15 protein-coding genes and 1 pseudogene are annotated in these 15,245 nt (G+C 40.0%); 11 read left to right on the top strand and 5 right to left on the bottom strand.

Features of this window, described 5'->3' with window-relative positions:
• Window positions 1–59: 59 nt before the first annotated feature.
• The 6 genes and pseudogenes from J7E38_RS18200 to J7E38_RS18180 all read left to right on the top strand — a co-directional run bounded on the left by J7E38_RS18200 (window position 60) and on the right by J7E38_RS18180 (window position 5,055).
• Window positions 60–221: a hypothetical protein gene (locus tag J7E38_RS18200; protein ID WP_214708544.1), complete on the top strand. Its 162-nt coding sequence runs from the start codon at window positions 60–62 to the stop codon at window positions 219–221.
• A gap of 122 nt (window positions 222–343) precedes the next feature.
• Window positions 344–409: pseudogene (locus tag J7E38_RS24370) on the top strand (LacI family DNA-binding transcriptional regulator); the annotation flags it as partial.
• A gap of 13 nt (window positions 410–422) precedes the next feature.
• Window positions 423–1,349, top strand: coding sequence for a substrate-binding domain-containing protein (locus tag J7E38_RS18195; protein WP_214708542.1), 927 nt, complete (start codon window positions 423–425; stop codon window positions 1,347–1,349).
• Between the two features lie 75 nt (window positions 1,350–1,424).
• Window positions 1,425–3,107 carry a glycoside hydrolase family 13 protein gene (locus J7E38_RS18190; RefSeq protein WP_214708540.1) on the top strand — a complete coding sequence of 561 codons (1,683 nt, stop codon included), beginning with the start codon at window positions 1,425–1,427 and terminating at the stop codon, window positions 3,105–3,107.
• 182 nt (window positions 3,108–3,289) lie between these two features.
• The gene (locus J7E38_RS18185) at window positions 3,290–4,024 is read left to right on the top strand and encodes an SDR family NAD(P)-dependent oxidoreductase (RefSeq protein WP_214708538.1); all 735 of its coding nucleotides are present in this window, start codon (window positions 3,290–3,292) and stop codon (window positions 4,022–4,024) included.
• Window positions 4,015–5,055 (top strand): S-adenosylmethionine:tRNA ribosyltransferase-isomerase, encoded by a 1,041-nt coding sequence (locus J7E38_RS18180; RefSeq protein ID WP_214708536.1) that lies wholly within the window; start codon window positions 4,015–4,017, stop codon window positions 5,053–5,055. Before J7E38_RS18185 ends, J7E38_RS18180 begins: the two co-directional genes overlap by 10 nt.
• 457 nt (window positions 5,056–5,512) lie before the next feature.
• Here J7E38_RS18180 and J7E38_RS18175 read toward each other — a convergent pair whose 3' ends face one another.
• Complete coding sequence (locus tag J7E38_RS18175; protein ID WP_251030393.1) at window positions 5,513–5,968, bottom strand: DUF2062 domain-containing protein; 456 nt, start codon at window positions 5,966–5,968, stop codon at window positions 5,513–5,515.
• A 269-nt stretch (window positions 5,969–6,237) separates the two neighbouring features.
• Between J7E38_RS18175 and pssA the strand changes: the two genes are divergently transcribed.
• Window positions 6,238–6,933, top strand: a complete 696-nt coding sequence (gene pssA / locus J7E38_RS18170) for a CDP-diacylglycerol--serine O-phosphatidyltransferase (protein ID WP_214708532.1) — start codon at window positions 6,238–6,240, stop codon at window positions 6,931–6,933.
• A gap of 51 nt (window positions 6,934–6,984) precedes the next feature.
• Here pssA and J7E38_RS18165 read toward each other — a convergent pair whose 3' ends face one another.
• Window positions 6,985–7,179, bottom strand: coding sequence for a CsbD family protein (locus J7E38_RS18165; protein WP_214708530.1), 195 nt, complete (start codon window positions 7,177–7,179; stop codon window positions 6,985–6,987).
• A gap of 264 nt (window positions 7,180–7,443) precedes the next feature.
• On the opposite strand from J7E38_RS18165, the gene J7E38_RS18160 reads away from it, so the two are divergent.
• Window positions 7,444–8,493: an ATP synthase beta subunit C-terminal domain-containing protein gene (locus tag J7E38_RS18160; RefSeq protein ID WP_214708528.1), complete on the top strand. Its 1,050-nt coding sequence runs from the start codon at window positions 7,444–7,446 to the stop codon at window positions 8,491–8,493.
• A gap of 132 nt (window positions 8,494–8,625) precedes the next feature.
• Window positions 8,626–9,417, top strand: a complete 792-nt coding sequence (locus tag J7E38_RS18155) for a hypothetical protein (RefSeq protein WP_214708526.1) — start codon at window positions 8,626–8,628, stop codon at window positions 9,415–9,417.
• A gap of 134 nt (window positions 9,418–9,551) precedes the next feature.
• Here the strand turns inward: J7E38_RS18155 and J7E38_RS18150 are convergent, their stop codons facing one another.
• Both J7E38_RS18150 and J7E38_RS18145 read right to left on the bottom strand, forming a co-directional pair.
• Window positions 9,552–10,040: a hypothetical protein gene (locus J7E38_RS18150; RefSeq protein WP_214708524.1), complete on the bottom strand. Its 489-nt coding sequence runs from the start codon at window positions 10,038–10,040 to the stop codon at window positions 9,552–9,554.
• Window positions 10,033–11,589 (bottom strand): sensor domain-containing diguanylate cyclase, encoded by a 1,557-nt coding sequence (locus J7E38_RS18145; protein WP_214708522.1) that lies wholly within the window; start codon window positions 11,587–11,589, stop codon window positions 10,033–10,035. The genes J7E38_RS18150 and J7E38_RS18145 overlap by 8 nt, the downstream gene beginning before the upstream one ends.
• Before the next feature lie 127 nt (window positions 11,590–11,716).
• On the opposite strand from J7E38_RS18145, the gene J7E38_RS18140 reads away from it, so the two are divergent.
• Window positions 11,717–12,724, top strand: a complete 1,008-nt coding sequence (locus J7E38_RS18140; RefSeq protein ID WP_214708520.1) for a DUF3231 family protein — start codon at window positions 11,717–11,719, stop codon at window positions 12,722–12,724.
• 276 nt (window positions 12,725–13,000) lie between these two features.
• On the opposite strand, the gene J7E38_RS18135 is transcribed toward J7E38_RS18140, so the two are convergent.
• Window positions 13,001–13,411 carry a hypothetical protein gene (locus tag J7E38_RS18135; protein ID WP_214708518.1) on the bottom strand — a complete coding sequence of 137 codons (411 nt, stop codon included), beginning with the start codon at window positions 13,409–13,411 and terminating at the stop codon, window positions 13,001–13,003.
• Between the two features lie 959 nt (window positions 13,412–14,370).
• On the opposite strand from J7E38_RS18135, the gene J7E38_RS18130 reads away from it, so the two are divergent.
• Window positions 14,371–15,225, top strand: coding sequence for an alpha/beta fold hydrolase (locus tag J7E38_RS18130; RefSeq protein ID WP_214708516.1), 855 nt, complete (start codon window positions 14,371–14,373; stop codon window positions 15,223–15,225).
• Window positions 15,226–15,245: the final 20 nt, after the last annotated feature.

Genomic DNA, 15,245 nt, shown 5'->3' with positions numbered 1-15,245 from the left:
AAATTATTTGTGTTAGTTGCAATAAGATAAGGAACATTAAGGGCAGGGGGTGTCTAAAAATGCCAGGAGGAAAAGAGCTTGAACAGCTGCCAATGGCTAATTTATTGCCGGGTATGGGTGACGATCGCAGTAATTATAATCGGGAAGTCCTTACCGGTATAAGTGAAAATGATGGAGCCAAACCTGAAAAAGTTACCGAAAAAAACGGAAATAATTGGTGAAAGAAACCTGAGGGCCAGGGCCTTCAGGTTTCTCTTTTATAATAAATGGTTGATATAAGATTTAAACCATATTATGATTATCACAAGTACGTAAACGTTTACGCAAAGGGTTTGATGGGTTTATGAGTTATACAATAAAAGATGTCGCAAAACAAGCGAGAGTCTCTACCGCTACTGTTTCAAGGGTTCTTAACGGACTGAGTGGTTTTTCAAAAGAAACCGAAGAAAAAGTACTGCAAAGACCTTGGATACCAGCCGAATGCAATCGCCCGTGGATTGGTCAGCAATAAGTCCAATACAGTAGGAATCCTTTTTCCTGAGGTTTCCAGTCAATTCTCATCAAAAATCCTCCGTGGGGTCGAAGAAGCGGTTCATGATCTGGGATCGAGTGTGATTGTCTGCAATACAGCCTCACAAGGAAAGCGAACCATGAAGTATTTACAACTCCTATCAGAGAAAAGGGTAGATGGTATCCTGTTCGTCAGTGAAAAGATGACTGAGGAATATTATAAGAAGCTAAAGTCGCTGAATATACCTGTTGTACTTGTTTCGACCGAATCCTATCAATTCCCTTTGCCCTTTGTAAAAGTAGATGATAAGCATGCAGCATTCACTGCAACTGATTATTTGATAAAAATGGGGCACAGTAAAATTGGGATGATTGGCGGAAACATTCAGGATCCGATAGCCGGCCAGCCAAGAGTGGATGGATATAAGCAGGCTATGTCTTATAATGGGCTCACCATAAAAGAAGAGAATATCATCCATTCACATGGATTTTCGTTTGAGGATGGTTATAATCACTTTCCAAAACTCATGGAACAGTCACCAGATTTAACCGCGATATTCGCTGCAAGCGATGAGCTTGCCCTAGGTGCAATATCTTCAGCGCATAAAGCTGGAATCAGCATACCAGAAGAACTTTCAATCATTGGTTACGATAATCTTCCGATTGCAGAAATGGCAATACCGCCATTGACGACTGTAGCCCAGCCATTGGAACAAATGGGGCGAGTCGCTGCAGAAATGCTTTTTACGATGATGGCCGATGGCGCAATTGTCGAAAGCAGAATCATGCCACATTCAGTTGTTGAACGGGAAAGTGTGAAAAGGATTTCGGAGAGGTGATGTAGGCTTTAATATGCACCTCGAAATAAAAGGAACGTAAACGTTTACTAAGGATTCTATTAAGGAGTGACTAGTATGAAAAAACATTGGTGGAAAGAATCTGTGATATACCAAATATATCCCCGGAGTTTCAAGGATTCCAACGGTGATGGTATTGGCGACATCCCTGGCATTATTTCTAAGCTTGATTATTTAAAAGAATTGGGGATCGATGTAGTCTGGCTATCTCCTGTCTACAAATCTCCTAATGATGATAACGGATATGATATTAGCGATTACCGCAATATCATGGATGACTTTGGGACAATGGACGACTGGGAGCTTCTCTTGAAGGAGATGCATGATAGAGGACTTAAGCTGATCATGGACCTGGTTGTAAATCATAGCTCTGATGAACATCAATGGTTCATGGAGTCGAAAAAATCGAAGGATAATCCTTATCGTGATTATTATATTTGGAGACCAGGGAAAGATGGCAAGGAACCAAATAACTGGAAATCCACTTTCAGCGGCTCTGCCTGGGAGTACGATGAAAATACTGAAGAGTATTACTTACATATTTTCAGTAAGAAACAGCCTGATTTAAATTGGGAAAACCCAAAACTTCGCCAGGAAGTGTATGACATGATGAAATTCTGGCTGGATAAAGGAATTGATGGATTCAGGATGGATGTCATCAATTTCGTTTCAAAAGTAGATGGACTTCCTGATGCTCCAAATCCTGACGGGAAAAAATATGTTTCCGGAAGCAGATATTTCATGAATGGACCGAGAATCCATGATTATCTTCAGGAAATGCATAGAGAAGTACTTGCTGAATATGATGTAATGACGGTTGGCGAGATGCCTGGTGTCAATGTGGAGCAAGCCAAGCTTTACACTGATGAATCCAGGAACGAAGTCAATATGGTTTTTCAGTTTGAGCATGTTGATCTGGATTCCGGTCCAGGTGGAAAGTGGGATCTTAAACCCCTTCAGCTTACTGATTTGAAGAAAAACTTTACTAAATGGCAAACAGGTCTTGAGGATATTGGATGGAACAGCCTGTATCTGAATAATCATGACCAGCCGCGGATGGTTTCGAGATTTGGAAATGACAAACAATACCGAGTGGAATCAGCGAAGATGCTGGCTACCTTCCTGCATATGCTGAAAGGAACGCCATATATTTATCAGGGTGAAGAAATCGGGATGACCAATGTCCGTTTCGACTCGATCGATGATTATAAAGATATTGAGACCCTGAATATGTACGATGAGAAGGTCAATCAGAATGGGGAAGATCCTGAAAAGGTCATGGAATCGATTTATGTAAAGGGGCGTGACAATGCGCGTACACCTTTCCAGTGGGATGATAGCGAGCATGGAGGTTTTACCACAGGCACGCCTTGGATTCAGGTAAATCCAAATTATTCAGAGATCAATGCCAGGCAGGCAGTCGGTGATGAAAATTCCATCTACCACTATTATCGGAAGCTAATCCAGTTGAGGAAAGAGCAGCCGATCATTGTCCATGGCGGCTATGACATTCTGGTCCCTGAAGATGAAAACATATATGTCTATACGAGAACATTGAATTCGCAAAAGCTCCTTGTTATATTGAATTTTACTGGAGAGGAGCGTAGCTTCACATTACCAGCGGACCTTCAGGATAAGAAAAGCGATGTTCTGGTCTCGAATTATGAGCCAGCACCAGAATGCTTGTCTACAATCCCATTGAAGCCATATGAAGCGATTGTATACCTTCTGGATATTTAAATATGTAATCTATTAGAGGCTGCCTTTGTGCAGCCTTTTCTGATTTTAACAGAACAACAAACAGTTAACTTTTGAAAGTTCAGACTAAAGTCGTAGTACAATTCAAGCTTCTCTACGAGGATTCCTTTTCTTGTAAATCTTATGATAAAGACAAGAAGGAAAACACAAGGAGGAATTTGACAATGGTAAAAAACAAAGTGGTGATGATTACGGGTGTCACGAAGGGACTCGGAAGAGCATTGACGTTAAGGTTTGCGAAGGAGGGTGCGAAACTGGCAGTGTGTGCCCGAAGGACAGAGGAGCTGAACAGGGTCAGGGAGGAGGCGGAACGTTATGGAGTAGAAGTGCTTGCCGTTACGGCTGACGTTTCGGTTCCCAGGGACGCAGAGAAATTCGTCGCTCTCACACTTGAAGCATTTGGACGAATCGATGTGTTAATCAATAACGCTTCCATTCTGGGACCTAGCCCCATGCCACTTTTACTAGATTTTCCCGAAGAGGATTTCACCGAGGTGCTCAAGGTTAACAGCATAAGCCCCTTTTTGGTCACACGAAGGGTCCTGCCTTCCATGCTGGTGAATAATGAAGGGTCTGTTATCAATGTGACATCAGAAGCAGGTCATGTTGGATATGCCGGCTGGGGAGCATACGGAATCTCAAAATTTGCCGTCGAAGGGATGACCGAGACATGGGCAGATGAACTAAAATCGACGAATATAAGGATCAATATGGTCGACCCGGGAGAAATGGACACCGAGATGCATGCACTTGCGGTCCCAGATTGCGATTATGAGTTAGCCCATCCAGATGATGTCGTTGACGTCTTTCTTTACCTTGCTTCAGACGCCTCAAAAGGGGTCCATGGCCAGCGATTAGAGGCTCAGGCATTTAAGAAGGAGGGATTATCATGCAGATAAAAACAACTGCCGATCCGTATGATTTTTATCTGCCAGATTATCTTAATGCTTCCCATCCTCCGGAAAGGCGGGGGCTTCGCCGCGATCAGGTCAGGATGATGGTTTTAAACAGGGAAACTGGCCATGTAAGTCATGATCATTTTATTCATCTCGAAAATTACTTAAACCCAGGGGATGTACTTGTTTTGAATAACAGCAGAACCATCCCGGCTGCCCTGAAGGCAGATTGGTTGCGTGACGGAACGGTAATTGGCACTGGCGTTGAATTACGACTAGCCAGAAAAAGGGATGGAGCCGTTTGGGAAGTCCTGTCTACACAACCGTATGTAAAGGTGGGGGATTGTTTTAAAATATCCGAAACATTAGAAGCGAAGGTAATTGGAGAAGTTTTTAACTCCCCACTGAGAATCATGCAATTCACTCTTCAAGGGGAAGCGTTTTATGATGCAATCTATTCAGTTGGCTACCCGGTGAGGTATGAGTATATCGAAGTTCCGTGGCAGCTTGATTATTACCAGACTGTTTTCGCAAGCCAGCCAGGGTCTATAGAAATGCCATCTGCAGGCAGGGCGTTCACTTGGGAAATGTTAATGAAGCTGCAGGAAAACGGGGTAAAGGTGGTCTATCTTCAACTTCATACCGGGCTTGGTTATTTGCTTGATGACCTGAATCCTCATTCGCCGGAAGATCTTTATGAAGAATATTCAATAAGTCATGAAGCAATGGATGAAATACTCAAAGCGAAAGCTGGAGGAAGGAAGATTATCGCTGGTGGAACGACAGTCGTCCGGGCGCTTGAAACTGCGGCTTCTGAATCAACTCTGAATGGCTGGACCAATCTATACGTTACATCTGGATACCAATTGCAGCTCATTGACGGGATCATTACCGGATTCCATGAACCGAAGGCCAGCCATTTGGATATGCTGACAGCATTCGTGAATGAAGAAGCTCTATTTGAGGCTTATACTGCCGCGATTGAGAAACAGTATTTCTGGCATGAATTCGGTGATATCAATCTGATTATTTAACAGTTTAAAATAACACTGTCGGATTTGGATCATGAATCACCTGAAAGGAGAGCGGGGAAAAATGATGTTTCATCATTTAGGGATTGAAGTGAGTGATTTACAGACCGCAAAAACTTTTTTATTAGAAGTTTTTCGGGTTTAAAGAAAATGGACGGTGTCAATTTGGAGAAGAGGATATTTTCTTCATGGAAAAGGATGGCTTCATAATTGAACTGTGTGGCAATATGTCCGGATCAGGAAGTGAAGGATCTAGTCATTTTTGTTTTGAGGTGGATCATCTGGATTCTGTTATGAGGGAGTTTAGTGATCGAAATATCTTACCTGTAGAGGGTCCTTATCAGGTGGGGAACTGGAGGATTGTATTTTACCCGGGCCTTGATCGAGAATTAATCGAATTCCTGGAAGTCATATAAATAAAAATAAGGAGCAGAAAAAATCTTGAAAGTTTTCCAGCTCCTTATTTTTTTATATCCCATTTCTTTACTATATTAAGAAAGCTTAATCGGTACTTTCTCATGATGGTATAAACGACATAATAGACTATAAAACCGAAGAGAATGATATTAATAATCATGCCAATGAAGAAAACGGCACCTAAATGCATTCCCGCATCCATTCCATGTGATGTCATTTCAACAGGAGAATGAAGGTTCCCACCTGGAAAGACAGTCTCTCCGACAATCACATTCAGATAAAACAAAAATGGAAACAGCCAGATTAAAGCTACGCCGCTTATAAAACCCGCCATAGCATTACCCTTGAACACCTTCGCACTTACGGTAGACAGGATGGGCCCCATCCCGAAAGATGGTATGAAGTGGATTAAAAAACCCATGGTAAATCCTATTGAAACATTGTGTGCGTTTTCCTTTATTCTTAATAATTTTATAAGAAGGAATTTTATCCTGCGCATATATTTGTTGATCATAATTCACCAACCCCAGATAAGTATACAATTAGAAGAAACATTTTTAAAGCATTTTTTACAAAGGCGATCTTAACATTTCTTTCAAAAATCTTTTAGGAATTTTTATGATTATATTCTACTCCGGATGAGAATTAATGATATAGTTAAACTATATTTTCGTCGATTAAATGAAAAATTAAACATGTTTGCTAGGCTGCCAGGGTAAAAATAGGCATATGCAGAATTAGACTATGTTCGGAGAGTGATGACAACTGATGCGGTTTACAAAGATGATTCCCAATATGTTCACACTGGGGAATCTGTATTGTGGTTTTCTTTCGATTGGATTTGCGGCTACTGGTCAATTTAACAATGCGGCCATTTTAATATTGATCGGCATGATGCTCGATAGCATGGATGGAAGACTTGCGAGGATGTTGAAGGCGGATAGCCAGCTTGGCAAGGAGCTTGATTCACTTGCGGACATCGTGACCTTCGGTGTAGCACCGTCATTCCTTGTGTATTATACATATTTCTACCAATTTGATATTTGGGGTCTGATGGTTGCAGGACTATTTCCGCTTTTCGGAGCTTATCGCCTGGCAAGGTTCAACATCAGCACGGATAAATCATCCCTTAATTACTTTATTGGTGTTCCCATCACTGCTGCAGGAGGAATAATGGCCATCCTTACATTATTCGGGCACTTGATTCCGAATATCGTTACGACGGTTGTTTTTACAGCTCTCAGCTTCCTGATGGTCAGCAGGGTAAGAATTCCAAGCTTTAAAGAAGTACCACTCCCAAAATACGGAACCATTGTAACCGTTTTTCTTGGGTCCTTGCTATTCGTCATCTGGAAAGGGACGTATGGACAATTTCCATATCTGATTTATATTGCAACACCGTTATATATAGCTTATCTTGCATACCGGTTTGTAAAAGGGAAAAATAAGAACAATGTAGAATAGCATATGAAAAAGCCTTCGCTAATTGCGAAGGCTTTTTCATGCTTATCGATATTAATCTCTTGAAGAATCATTAAACGCGCGGGATACGTCTTCTTTCAAATCCCCGGCAGTTTCTTTTAATTTGCCTTTTCCTTTATCAAGACGGCCTTCCGCTTCCATTGATTCATTGTCGGTCATTTTGCCAAATTGCTTCTTGGCTTCACCTTTCACTTGATCGAAAGCGCCTTTTGTTTGTTCGTCATTCATGGTTTTGGCCTCCTTTAATTGTGTATATTCTTATATACCCGTTTAAAGGAAGGACAAACTCATCAGACTTCTGTGAGAGTAACTGCAGTGGAAAGGAGCCTGATTTTGAGAAGTTTACTCGAATCGATAAGCATTTAATTCTTTAGATGAATTGCCTTCAAGTACATTGATGGTTAAAGAGTAAATAAATTACTTTATAAAGTAATTTTCTTGTTGCTTTTAAAAGTAAAAACCTTTACTCTTAAAAGTAAGGAGGTGGAAGCAATGGAAAAACTTAGATTGAATGTGGCTTTATTGAGGAAGCGCGTACCTAATCTTACGACCGCAGCAAAATCTGTAGGGCTAAGACCAGCTACTGTTTCAAACCTATCTACGGGTAAAATTCCCGTTGGCAGGGCAGAGGTACGGACAATTGTGGCACTGGCGGAGCTTGCTGGCTGCAGCCTGGATGAACTCATTTTAAAAGGGGAGAGTGTGGAAATGATCGAAACTGGTATTAAAACCTTGGACTTATTTGCTCCAATTGCAAAAGGCGGGATAGTTGGCCTGATCGCCCGGCCGGGTATGGGTCAATTAGTAGTATTGGCAGAAATGCTGCACCGATTGAAAAAGGAAGGATATACAACCATTCTTATCAATCCAAAAGGCAATCATCCTGAAATGAACGACATCCTTGATGATGTTGACTTAGTTGCCAATAGTATAGAAGGGACTTTTAACATGATGGTCTCTGCAGGTGTCGACAAGAAATTTGTACTTACAGCTGATCGTGCATATGTTTTATCTGGAGAGATGTACACCCTGCAAGAAATGCTTGATGATAAAGGGATTACAGAAGTAACAACATTCTTGCTCGATCTAAAAGGAGAAGCCGTTGATGATGACCTTCCATATGGCCCGCTCGACACATTGTGGCAATTCGATGCTGATTTAGCTGCAAGACATAAATACCCGGCTGTAAATCCTATCTACTCTACATCTTCCATCCTTGAGGGATCTTATCTAGACCCCATTCACCATAGCATACAGCAAAAAGCACAGAAACTACTCCGCAGATACCGGGAATTGCGTTCGATCGTCACAGTTCACGGTGTTGGTCGCCTTCCAGATTCCGAACTTCAGGTCTACGAGCAAGGAGAGAAATTGGAAGCCTATTTGACGCAGCCCTTTTATGTTGCTGAACCTTTTACAGGAAAAAAAGGTGTGTCAGTAGGATTAAAAGAAACTTTAAATGATGTAAAAAACATTCTTGAGAGCTCACCAGGTGAGTTTAAGGCAGAAGACCTCCATTTTATTGGTAAAATAGAATCTTGATCCGATAATCAACGAAAAGCCCAAAGGTTCCCTTGGGCTTTTAATCATTCGCCATCTGAATATTCATGCTTAATTTTGACGAACTTAAGATGAGTACTTCATGGCAATGACAGGGTAGGTGAGAAAGGTTTGATGAAAAGGAATAAAAACTATCTTCCATTTCTAATACTCTTAATCGTTCATACTTGGATGCTGGCATTCACCTTTTATAGAAAAAAGGACAGAAAGAAACTTTTCATCACCCTTTTATCTGGAATGGGACTTTGTTTCATCTTTGAATATGTAGTATTGAGTCTTTTCAGGGCCTATCGATATAAACCGAGGATTTTTCTCAATAAGGACCTTGACAATTTTCTTGGAGCCATTCATTCACAGGCTGTCTTCGTCCCTTTCACAGCTTTGTTCCTTACGGCTTTTAAAATAGGATGGAAGGGTAAAGTCTTTTTTTCCTTATATTTTGCTGGAATTGAACGGTTATTTTTAAAATGGTCCATCCATCAAAACCATTGGTGGAAAACGACCTATACAATGACGTTAATTCCTCTATTTTTTTATATTAATGATTTTTGGTATGGCCAGCTTAGGAAAGGATCTCCTATTTTCAAATTCGGATCATTATTTTTGGGCATCCTTGTTAGTGGGCTGAACCTGATGTATTCTATGTCGATTTTCAGGAAGTTCAAGTTTGGACGGGGCAGGCGGCACAGCTGGAAAGAGCATTTCAGGGTAGCACCACTGTACTCATTTGCCTTATCATTCGTGACGGCAGTCATCATCAAAAAGAATTCTGGCATGAAAGGTATACTTTATTCTTTTGCTTTTTCTAAGTTCATGGATTTTTCCGTAATGAAGACGGGGATTGCAATGAAGAATTTCCGCCATGTATTGATCAATAATTCCATTCATTTTTTGATGATTTATTAGGCTGCTTTATTGAAAAAATGGATTTATCGTGATCTGAATGGCCCGGACAAAGATTCACTTAATGAAATTGAAAGAGCCGGCAATTAATTCAACCGGCTCTTTTTATTTTATAGGTTATTTGACTTTTGGCCACATTAATAACGGCCTACCTGCAGCTGCTTGAACACCTCATCCCGGACCTCTTGCAAAGTGTCGGGGTGGAGCAGCTTTGTGGTACTGATTTTTAAATAAGCCTTCTCATCAATACGGCCTTCTTGCTGTAGCTTATCTAAATGGGGAAGCCGGAAATTGCCGATTGGCAAATAGGCAAGATATAGTTTTTCTCCATCATGGTCCAAAGATATTTTTATTCCCTTTAGCTCAGGATAGAAAAAGGAAGAGTAATCCTGCTCGATGATCAAGTCCTCTTTCACCGCCGCTTTTATATAAGGAAGAGTCGTGGGAAGTGAGATGAAGTAGATCATCTGGTCATAAGAATAATGCAGGTCAGCGACTCTGAAGCCATATCGAGCTGTGACACGCTTAGAGTAATTTTTCATCGAAAGTGTATACATCGGCCTGCTTATCAGGATAGATGTCAGAACAAAGACCAACGCAGCGATAATAAATGTCAGTTCAATCAATGCAAACGAACTCCTTAAATGTGACCACCGTATTTTTTCCGGATCTTTTTGCTTTATATAGGGCTTGATCGGCTGCTTCAATGAGTTCATTTTTACTATTGATGGCAGGGTGATCTGTACATGCTGTCCCAATGCTTACAGTCAAAATACCATGAGGTTGGGTTTCCTCCCCGGGAAAGCTGGCAGCTTCTACATTTTTCCGGATGGTTTCTGCCATGATTTCTGCTACGGAAAGGCGTGCACCTGGTAAAAGTACAACAAATTCCTCACCGCCAAACCTGAATGAGAAATCACCTGGTCTTAATGAGTTTTCAATGACCTGAGCTAGTTTCATCAACACCTCATTACCAAGCAGGTGTCCATTCTTATCATTAAAAACCTTGAAATAGTCAATATCGAAAATAATCAATGACAAAGGCACGGCACCCTTTGCATCAGATGGGTAGTAATCATCAAGAATTGTCTGAAATGCCCGCTGGTTGAGGAGTCCTGTCAGCCCATCCCTCAAGGCCATTTCCTCAATCTGTTGATAAAGGCTGGCATGGTCAAGCGCGATGGCAGCCTGGTTGGCAAGCGGCAGGATATTCTCGGTATCTATCAATGTAATCGGACGCTTGTTAACAATATTGTCTATCAACAGGATTCCGATGTTTTTCCCTTGATTGATCAAGGGGATGACGGCAAATTCTTCGGTTTGGAACAGCGTATTAATCAGTGCCTGGGAGGAATCGGATTCATCGATCTCCTTTACAATCACAGGCTGTTGCCGGGTTAATGAGCGGCTAAAAACATTATGGCCATCAAGCGGAATATCGAGTGACCTAAGGATTGCATTCAATTCTGGATCGGTGAAGTTGCTGTCAAAATTGTGTTCGATCAAGTCGCGCAGCTTCAATTTATCCTGGGATATCTTCTCCCAAACTTCATAGCCTTTTTTTACATCCATCGGTCCCATACCGACTACACCTTTTAAGGAATGTGTTTCATTTGATGACAAGAAAATCATCGCACGGTTGAAGCCTAGTCCATGTCCTGCAGTAACCGAAGTCAGGATTACTTTTAAGAGCATATCCTGCTGAAGAGTGCGCTGCATGGTCGTACTCACTTCCCGGAAGACTTGTAAATGCTTCGATTGATTCATAAGCATATTAGTCCACAACTGATGATTGGTTCCCTTTTTATCGATGTATAGTGAAACATAACCAGTTGCTGAACCAATTGCAAAATAAACCGGGATAATGAGTATTGGGAAAACTTCAGACTGTAAGAAAACAAGGGAGGTACTGAATACAGCAGCAGTTAATCCGCCCGACAGTTTGAAGGAAGAACCTGCTAATGCAATAAAAAAGAGAATCATCCATATCAAATGGTTTGTTCCAAGAAGCAAACCAGAAACTTCGACGAGGACCAGAGAGGCTATGACCAGGATCAGTCGATTTAGATAAGCGCTTACATGGAATCGGATGATACTTGCTAATCCAGCCAACCCGCCGGAAACAAGGATTATTATAAGAAGTTCAATCAGCGTGCTCACTCCTATACAGGACATCATAAGTCCATTTTACTATTTATTTCATAAATGGACATCAAAGATTTTTAACTATATTTAGCTAAAGCAAATAAAATTACCTGAATCAGAAATAATAATTATATCATCGAAGCTTTGGGGTGAGAAGATGGAAGATAAGACGAGAATCGACTTAACCGCTGCAGAAATGTCCAGTCTTTGGACACAGTATTTAAACGATACGGTTTCAGTCTGTGTATTAAGCTATTTTTTGAATAACATCGAAGACAACAGGGTGAAAGAAATAGTCGATTTCGCCCTTAACGCTTCACAAAAAAACATATCTCTTGGAAAGGAAATTTTTGATAAAGAAGGATTTCCCTATCCGATCGGTTTTACTGGAAAAGACGTAAATGTCCATTCCCCAAGGCTCTTTTCGGATACTTTCGTGATGATGTACATTAGGCATATGTCCATTCTTGGCATGGCTGCAAACGCAGCGGCAATTGGCCTCGGTACTCGGCCTGATGTCATCGACCATCATAAAAGCGTTTTAAAATCGGCAATCCAGCTCCAGGATATGACCAGGACGTTAATGCTTGAACAGGGTACTTACATAAGGCCTCCGTTTATATCGGTTCCAGATAAAGTGGATTTTGTAGAAAAACAAAAATTTCTTTCCGGATTTAAAAACAGAAGACGAGCCTTGACTTCAGTAGAAATAACTCATTTATTCATGAACATCCAGACGAATCAAATTGGAAAGGCATTGATTATGGGGTTCATCCAGGTTGCACAGGATAAGGAAGTAAAGGGATACTTACAACGAGGAAAGAAAATCGCGCAAAAGCATGTCGATTTATTCAGTGAAATCCTGAAGAATAATGATATACCAGCTCCGATGTTCTGGGACTCGGCAGTTACAGATACGACAACACAAATCTTCTCAGATAAGCTGATTATGTTTCATGTTTCAGCTATGATAGCTGCGGGTATCGGCAATTATGGTGCTGCAATGGCGGCCAGTCCGCGAAAAGATATCGGGTTACAGTATGCTAATTTAATCCCTGAAATTGCCTTGTATGCAGAAGACGGGGCGAATATTATGATCAAGAACTCCTGGTTGGAGGAACCTCCGATGGCAGATGATCGGGACGTGCTATCCGGCCAGAAATAAGAGTGATTTGGTACCATTAGAAAACGATACTCCAAAATTGGCAACAGCTTCTATTTTCGATACAAGACTAAATTAACGCGTTAAAGAGCAGTCCAATTCACAGTTGAATTAGACTGTTTCTTTTTGTTGATATTGCAGAGAATGTAATCAAATAGAGGAAACGATTCAGACACGGCGACAAATTTATATGCTAATTTCTATGGGAAAAGATATGTAGCTTAAAATTAAGGAGAGCTTTTTCAATCAACCACCGGTGCAGCTTAGACAAACAAGCCATTAATTTTCATTGAAAAGGAGTTTATAAATTGTCTTTGAATCACTTTCGGAAAGAAATGTATTTTTATCGAGGTTATTAATTTGTACCCTTAAATTATTGTTAGGAGTTAGTGTCCATATCGAATACTTACTGTTTATCATAAAATCGGGATAACTACTCTTGCCGAGACTGTCTTCCCATCTTGCATTACTTAAGATATTAAAGAAAGTATCTACCTTTTCTTTGTCCGTTATTTCTTTAATTTGCTGGTATTCTCCCGCATTTTCATTAGAAAGTTCCTGGACAATTAGACTTTCTTCAGTATCAAAGTTAATTCTTACATCTTTGCCCTTTGAACTAACTTCCTCTTTGCAGCCTCCTAGTAAAATAACTGTTAACAATAAAAAGAGTGTTAAAAATCTATTGTTCATTGGATTGCCCCCTGACATATTTCGCTTTTCCTAATTATACCAAGTAGAGGTAAATTACTTAAATGATATTTATTATTCTTGAGGGTGTGACTTTTGAAGGATTTACATCCATTTTGTTGAATTTTTTCTTATCACTCCTAAAAAGCAGGTTCGGTTTAAAAGATAAGATAATAATTGGAGGAGATTCATATAGAGAGGGTCAACGAGGAGACTTTTTGGTATTAAAAACCGATAATTTTAAAGTTAATCTCATTAAATACAAAATGAACAGAGGAATAGGAGAAAAGGATGAATAAACAAGTCAGTCAATTTTTTTATTTACCACTATATTTAGGCGAACTCATAAAAAATAAAATTGGAGTTGGCAAAAAAGGGATCATTGTATACGCATTGTTATATTTTAGTTTTTCTACATTCCTGTCAATACTCACTAATGGATTTGATCTATGGTTAATTAAGGTACTTATCCCTTCTCTTATTAGCAACTATTTTCTGTTGGGGATGCTGTATGTCTTCTTTTTTGTATGGAGGAGATAGAATTGTAAGGAAACTATAGTGTGATGATTCAGGGAGGAATAGCGGCCTTCTTTTTTAATTCCTTATTGAGCAAAATGGAGCATTTTGTTTAAGAAGAAGTTGGAGAACAAAGGGATTTTAATTGTCTCTTGAACTTAAAAAAGCTCAGAAGTAAAAAAGGGGACAGTATTTTGGGTTCAAGAATAATGCATTAAATTATTGCTGCACAGGCTGACATTTTCTTTATGTAATACCTCATCTGAGAAATACTCATCCTATGTGACTGTCGTTCCGTTTCAAGAATAGCTGTCCCTCCTATTTAATTGGATAATAAGAGGGATTACTGCCTGTTTTATAGAAATAAAGACTCAAAGTATAGTGTAGAAAGATGTATTCCAAGACTATTGATGTAAAGATAACTAGATAGGTAAGGAGAATTAGTAATGACCTGCTGGGAAAGGAAAATAATTAATACCGCACGCGGAAGCTTTGAGGTCTTTGTAAAAGGAGAGGGCAATCCAATTTGCGTCACTCATCATTATTCAGAATTCAATCATACTGGTGATTACTTTGCAAATTCTTTTACAGAGAATAATATGGTCTACCTCGTGAACTTAAAAGAAGCTGGAAATTCAGGTAAGGCTCATGAGGCTCATGAGTTGAGTATGTTTGATGCTGTTTATGACCTTGAAGCAATCCGAGAGACGTTGGGTTATGCCAAATGGACCTTTGCCGGGCACTCGACAGGAGGTATGATAGGAGTCATCTACGGTATTCATTTTTCCACGTCTCTTACTTCATTAATAATTGTGGGGGCAGCTGCTAGGAAATATGCTAATTCATCCGCCGAATGTATCTATCATCCAGACCACCCACACTTTGACAGAATGCAGCACCTTATTGAGGTGTTAAAACGATCAGATTTATCACCTAATGAAAGGGAGCGTTTCTCAAAAGAGAGAACTAAGCTGTCTCTATTCCATCCAGATAAGTATGATGAATACTTTTCTTTAGGCATACATAAAAAGATGTCTGCTCCAAGAATGAACTTTTTTATTAGGGAAGAAATAATATTTGATGTAACCCGTGAGTTAGAAAAAATCTCAACTAATACTTTAATTTTAAGTGGCCGATATGATGTACAATGCCCGCTTTCTTTCTCCATAGAAATGAATAAGTTAATTCCAAAATCAGAACTAGTTATTTTTAATGAAAGCAATCATTACCCTTTTCTTGAAGAAAAGATGTTGTTTAGTCAAGTCATCTCAACTTACTTAAAAGAAACGGTTTCTTATTAAGGGAGGTTTGTTAAACAACA

Source organism: Bacillus sp. ISL-35, assembly GCF_018613355.1.
GTDB lineage: Bacteria > Bacillota > Bacilli > Bacillales > Cytobacillaceae > Mesobacillus.
The sequence above is the reverse complement of the archived record's forward strand: the minus strand, read 5'-3'. Positions and strand labels throughout refer to the sequence as shown.

Excerpts from the sequence above, each read along its gene's own strand:
- J7E38_RS18200 (WP_214708544.1), top strand. The coding sequence starts at position 60 with ATGCCAGGAGGAAAAGAGCTTGAACAGCTGCCAATGGCTAATTTATTG.
- J7E38_RS18190 (WP_214708540.1), top strand. The coding sequence starts at position 1,425 with ATGAAAAAACATTGGTGGAAAGAATCTGTGATATACCAAATATATCCC.
- J7E38_RS18185 (WP_214708538.1), top strand. The coding sequence starts at position 3,290 with ATGGTAAAAAACAAAGTGGTGATGATTACGGGTGTCACGAAGGGACTC.
- J7E38_RS18180 (WP_214708536.1), top strand. The coding sequence starts at position 4,015 with ATGCAGATAAAAACAACTGCCGATCCGTATGATTTTTATCTGCCAGAT.
- J7E38_RS18175 (WP_251030393.1), bottom strand. The coding sequence starts at position 5,968 with ATGCGCAGGATAAAATTCCTTCTTATAAAATTATTAAGAATAAAGGAA.
- pssA (WP_214708532.1), top strand. The coding sequence starts at position 6,238 with ATGCGGTTTACAAAGATGATTCCCAATATGTTCACACTGGGGAATCTG.
- J7E38_RS18165 (WP_214708530.1), bottom strand. The coding sequence starts at position 7,179 with ATGAATGACGAACAAACAAAAGGCGCTTTCGATCAAGTGAAAGGTGAA.
- J7E38_RS18160 (WP_214708528.1), top strand. The coding sequence starts at position 7,444 with ATGGAAAAACTTAGATTGAATGTGGCTTTATTGAGGAAGCGCGTACCT.
- J7E38_RS18155 (WP_214708526.1), top strand. The coding sequence starts at position 8,626 with ATGAAAAGGAATAAAAACTATCTTCCATTTCTAATACTCTTAATCGTT.
- J7E38_RS18145 (WP_214708522.1), bottom strand. The coding sequence starts at position 11,589 with ATGTCCTGTATAGGAGTGAGCACGCTGATTGAACTTCTTATAATAATC.
- J7E38_RS18140 (WP_214708520.1), top strand. The coding sequence starts at position 11,717 with ATGGAAGATAAGACGAGAATCGACTTAACCGCTGCAGAAATGTCCAGT.
- J7E38_RS18135 (WP_214708518.1), bottom strand. The coding sequence starts at position 13,411 with ATGAACAATAGATTTTTAACACTCTTTTTATTGTTAACAGTTATTTTA.
- J7E38_RS18130 (WP_214708516.1), top strand. The coding sequence starts at position 14,371 with ATGACCTGCTGGGAAAGGAAAATAATTAATACCGCACGCGGAAGCTTT.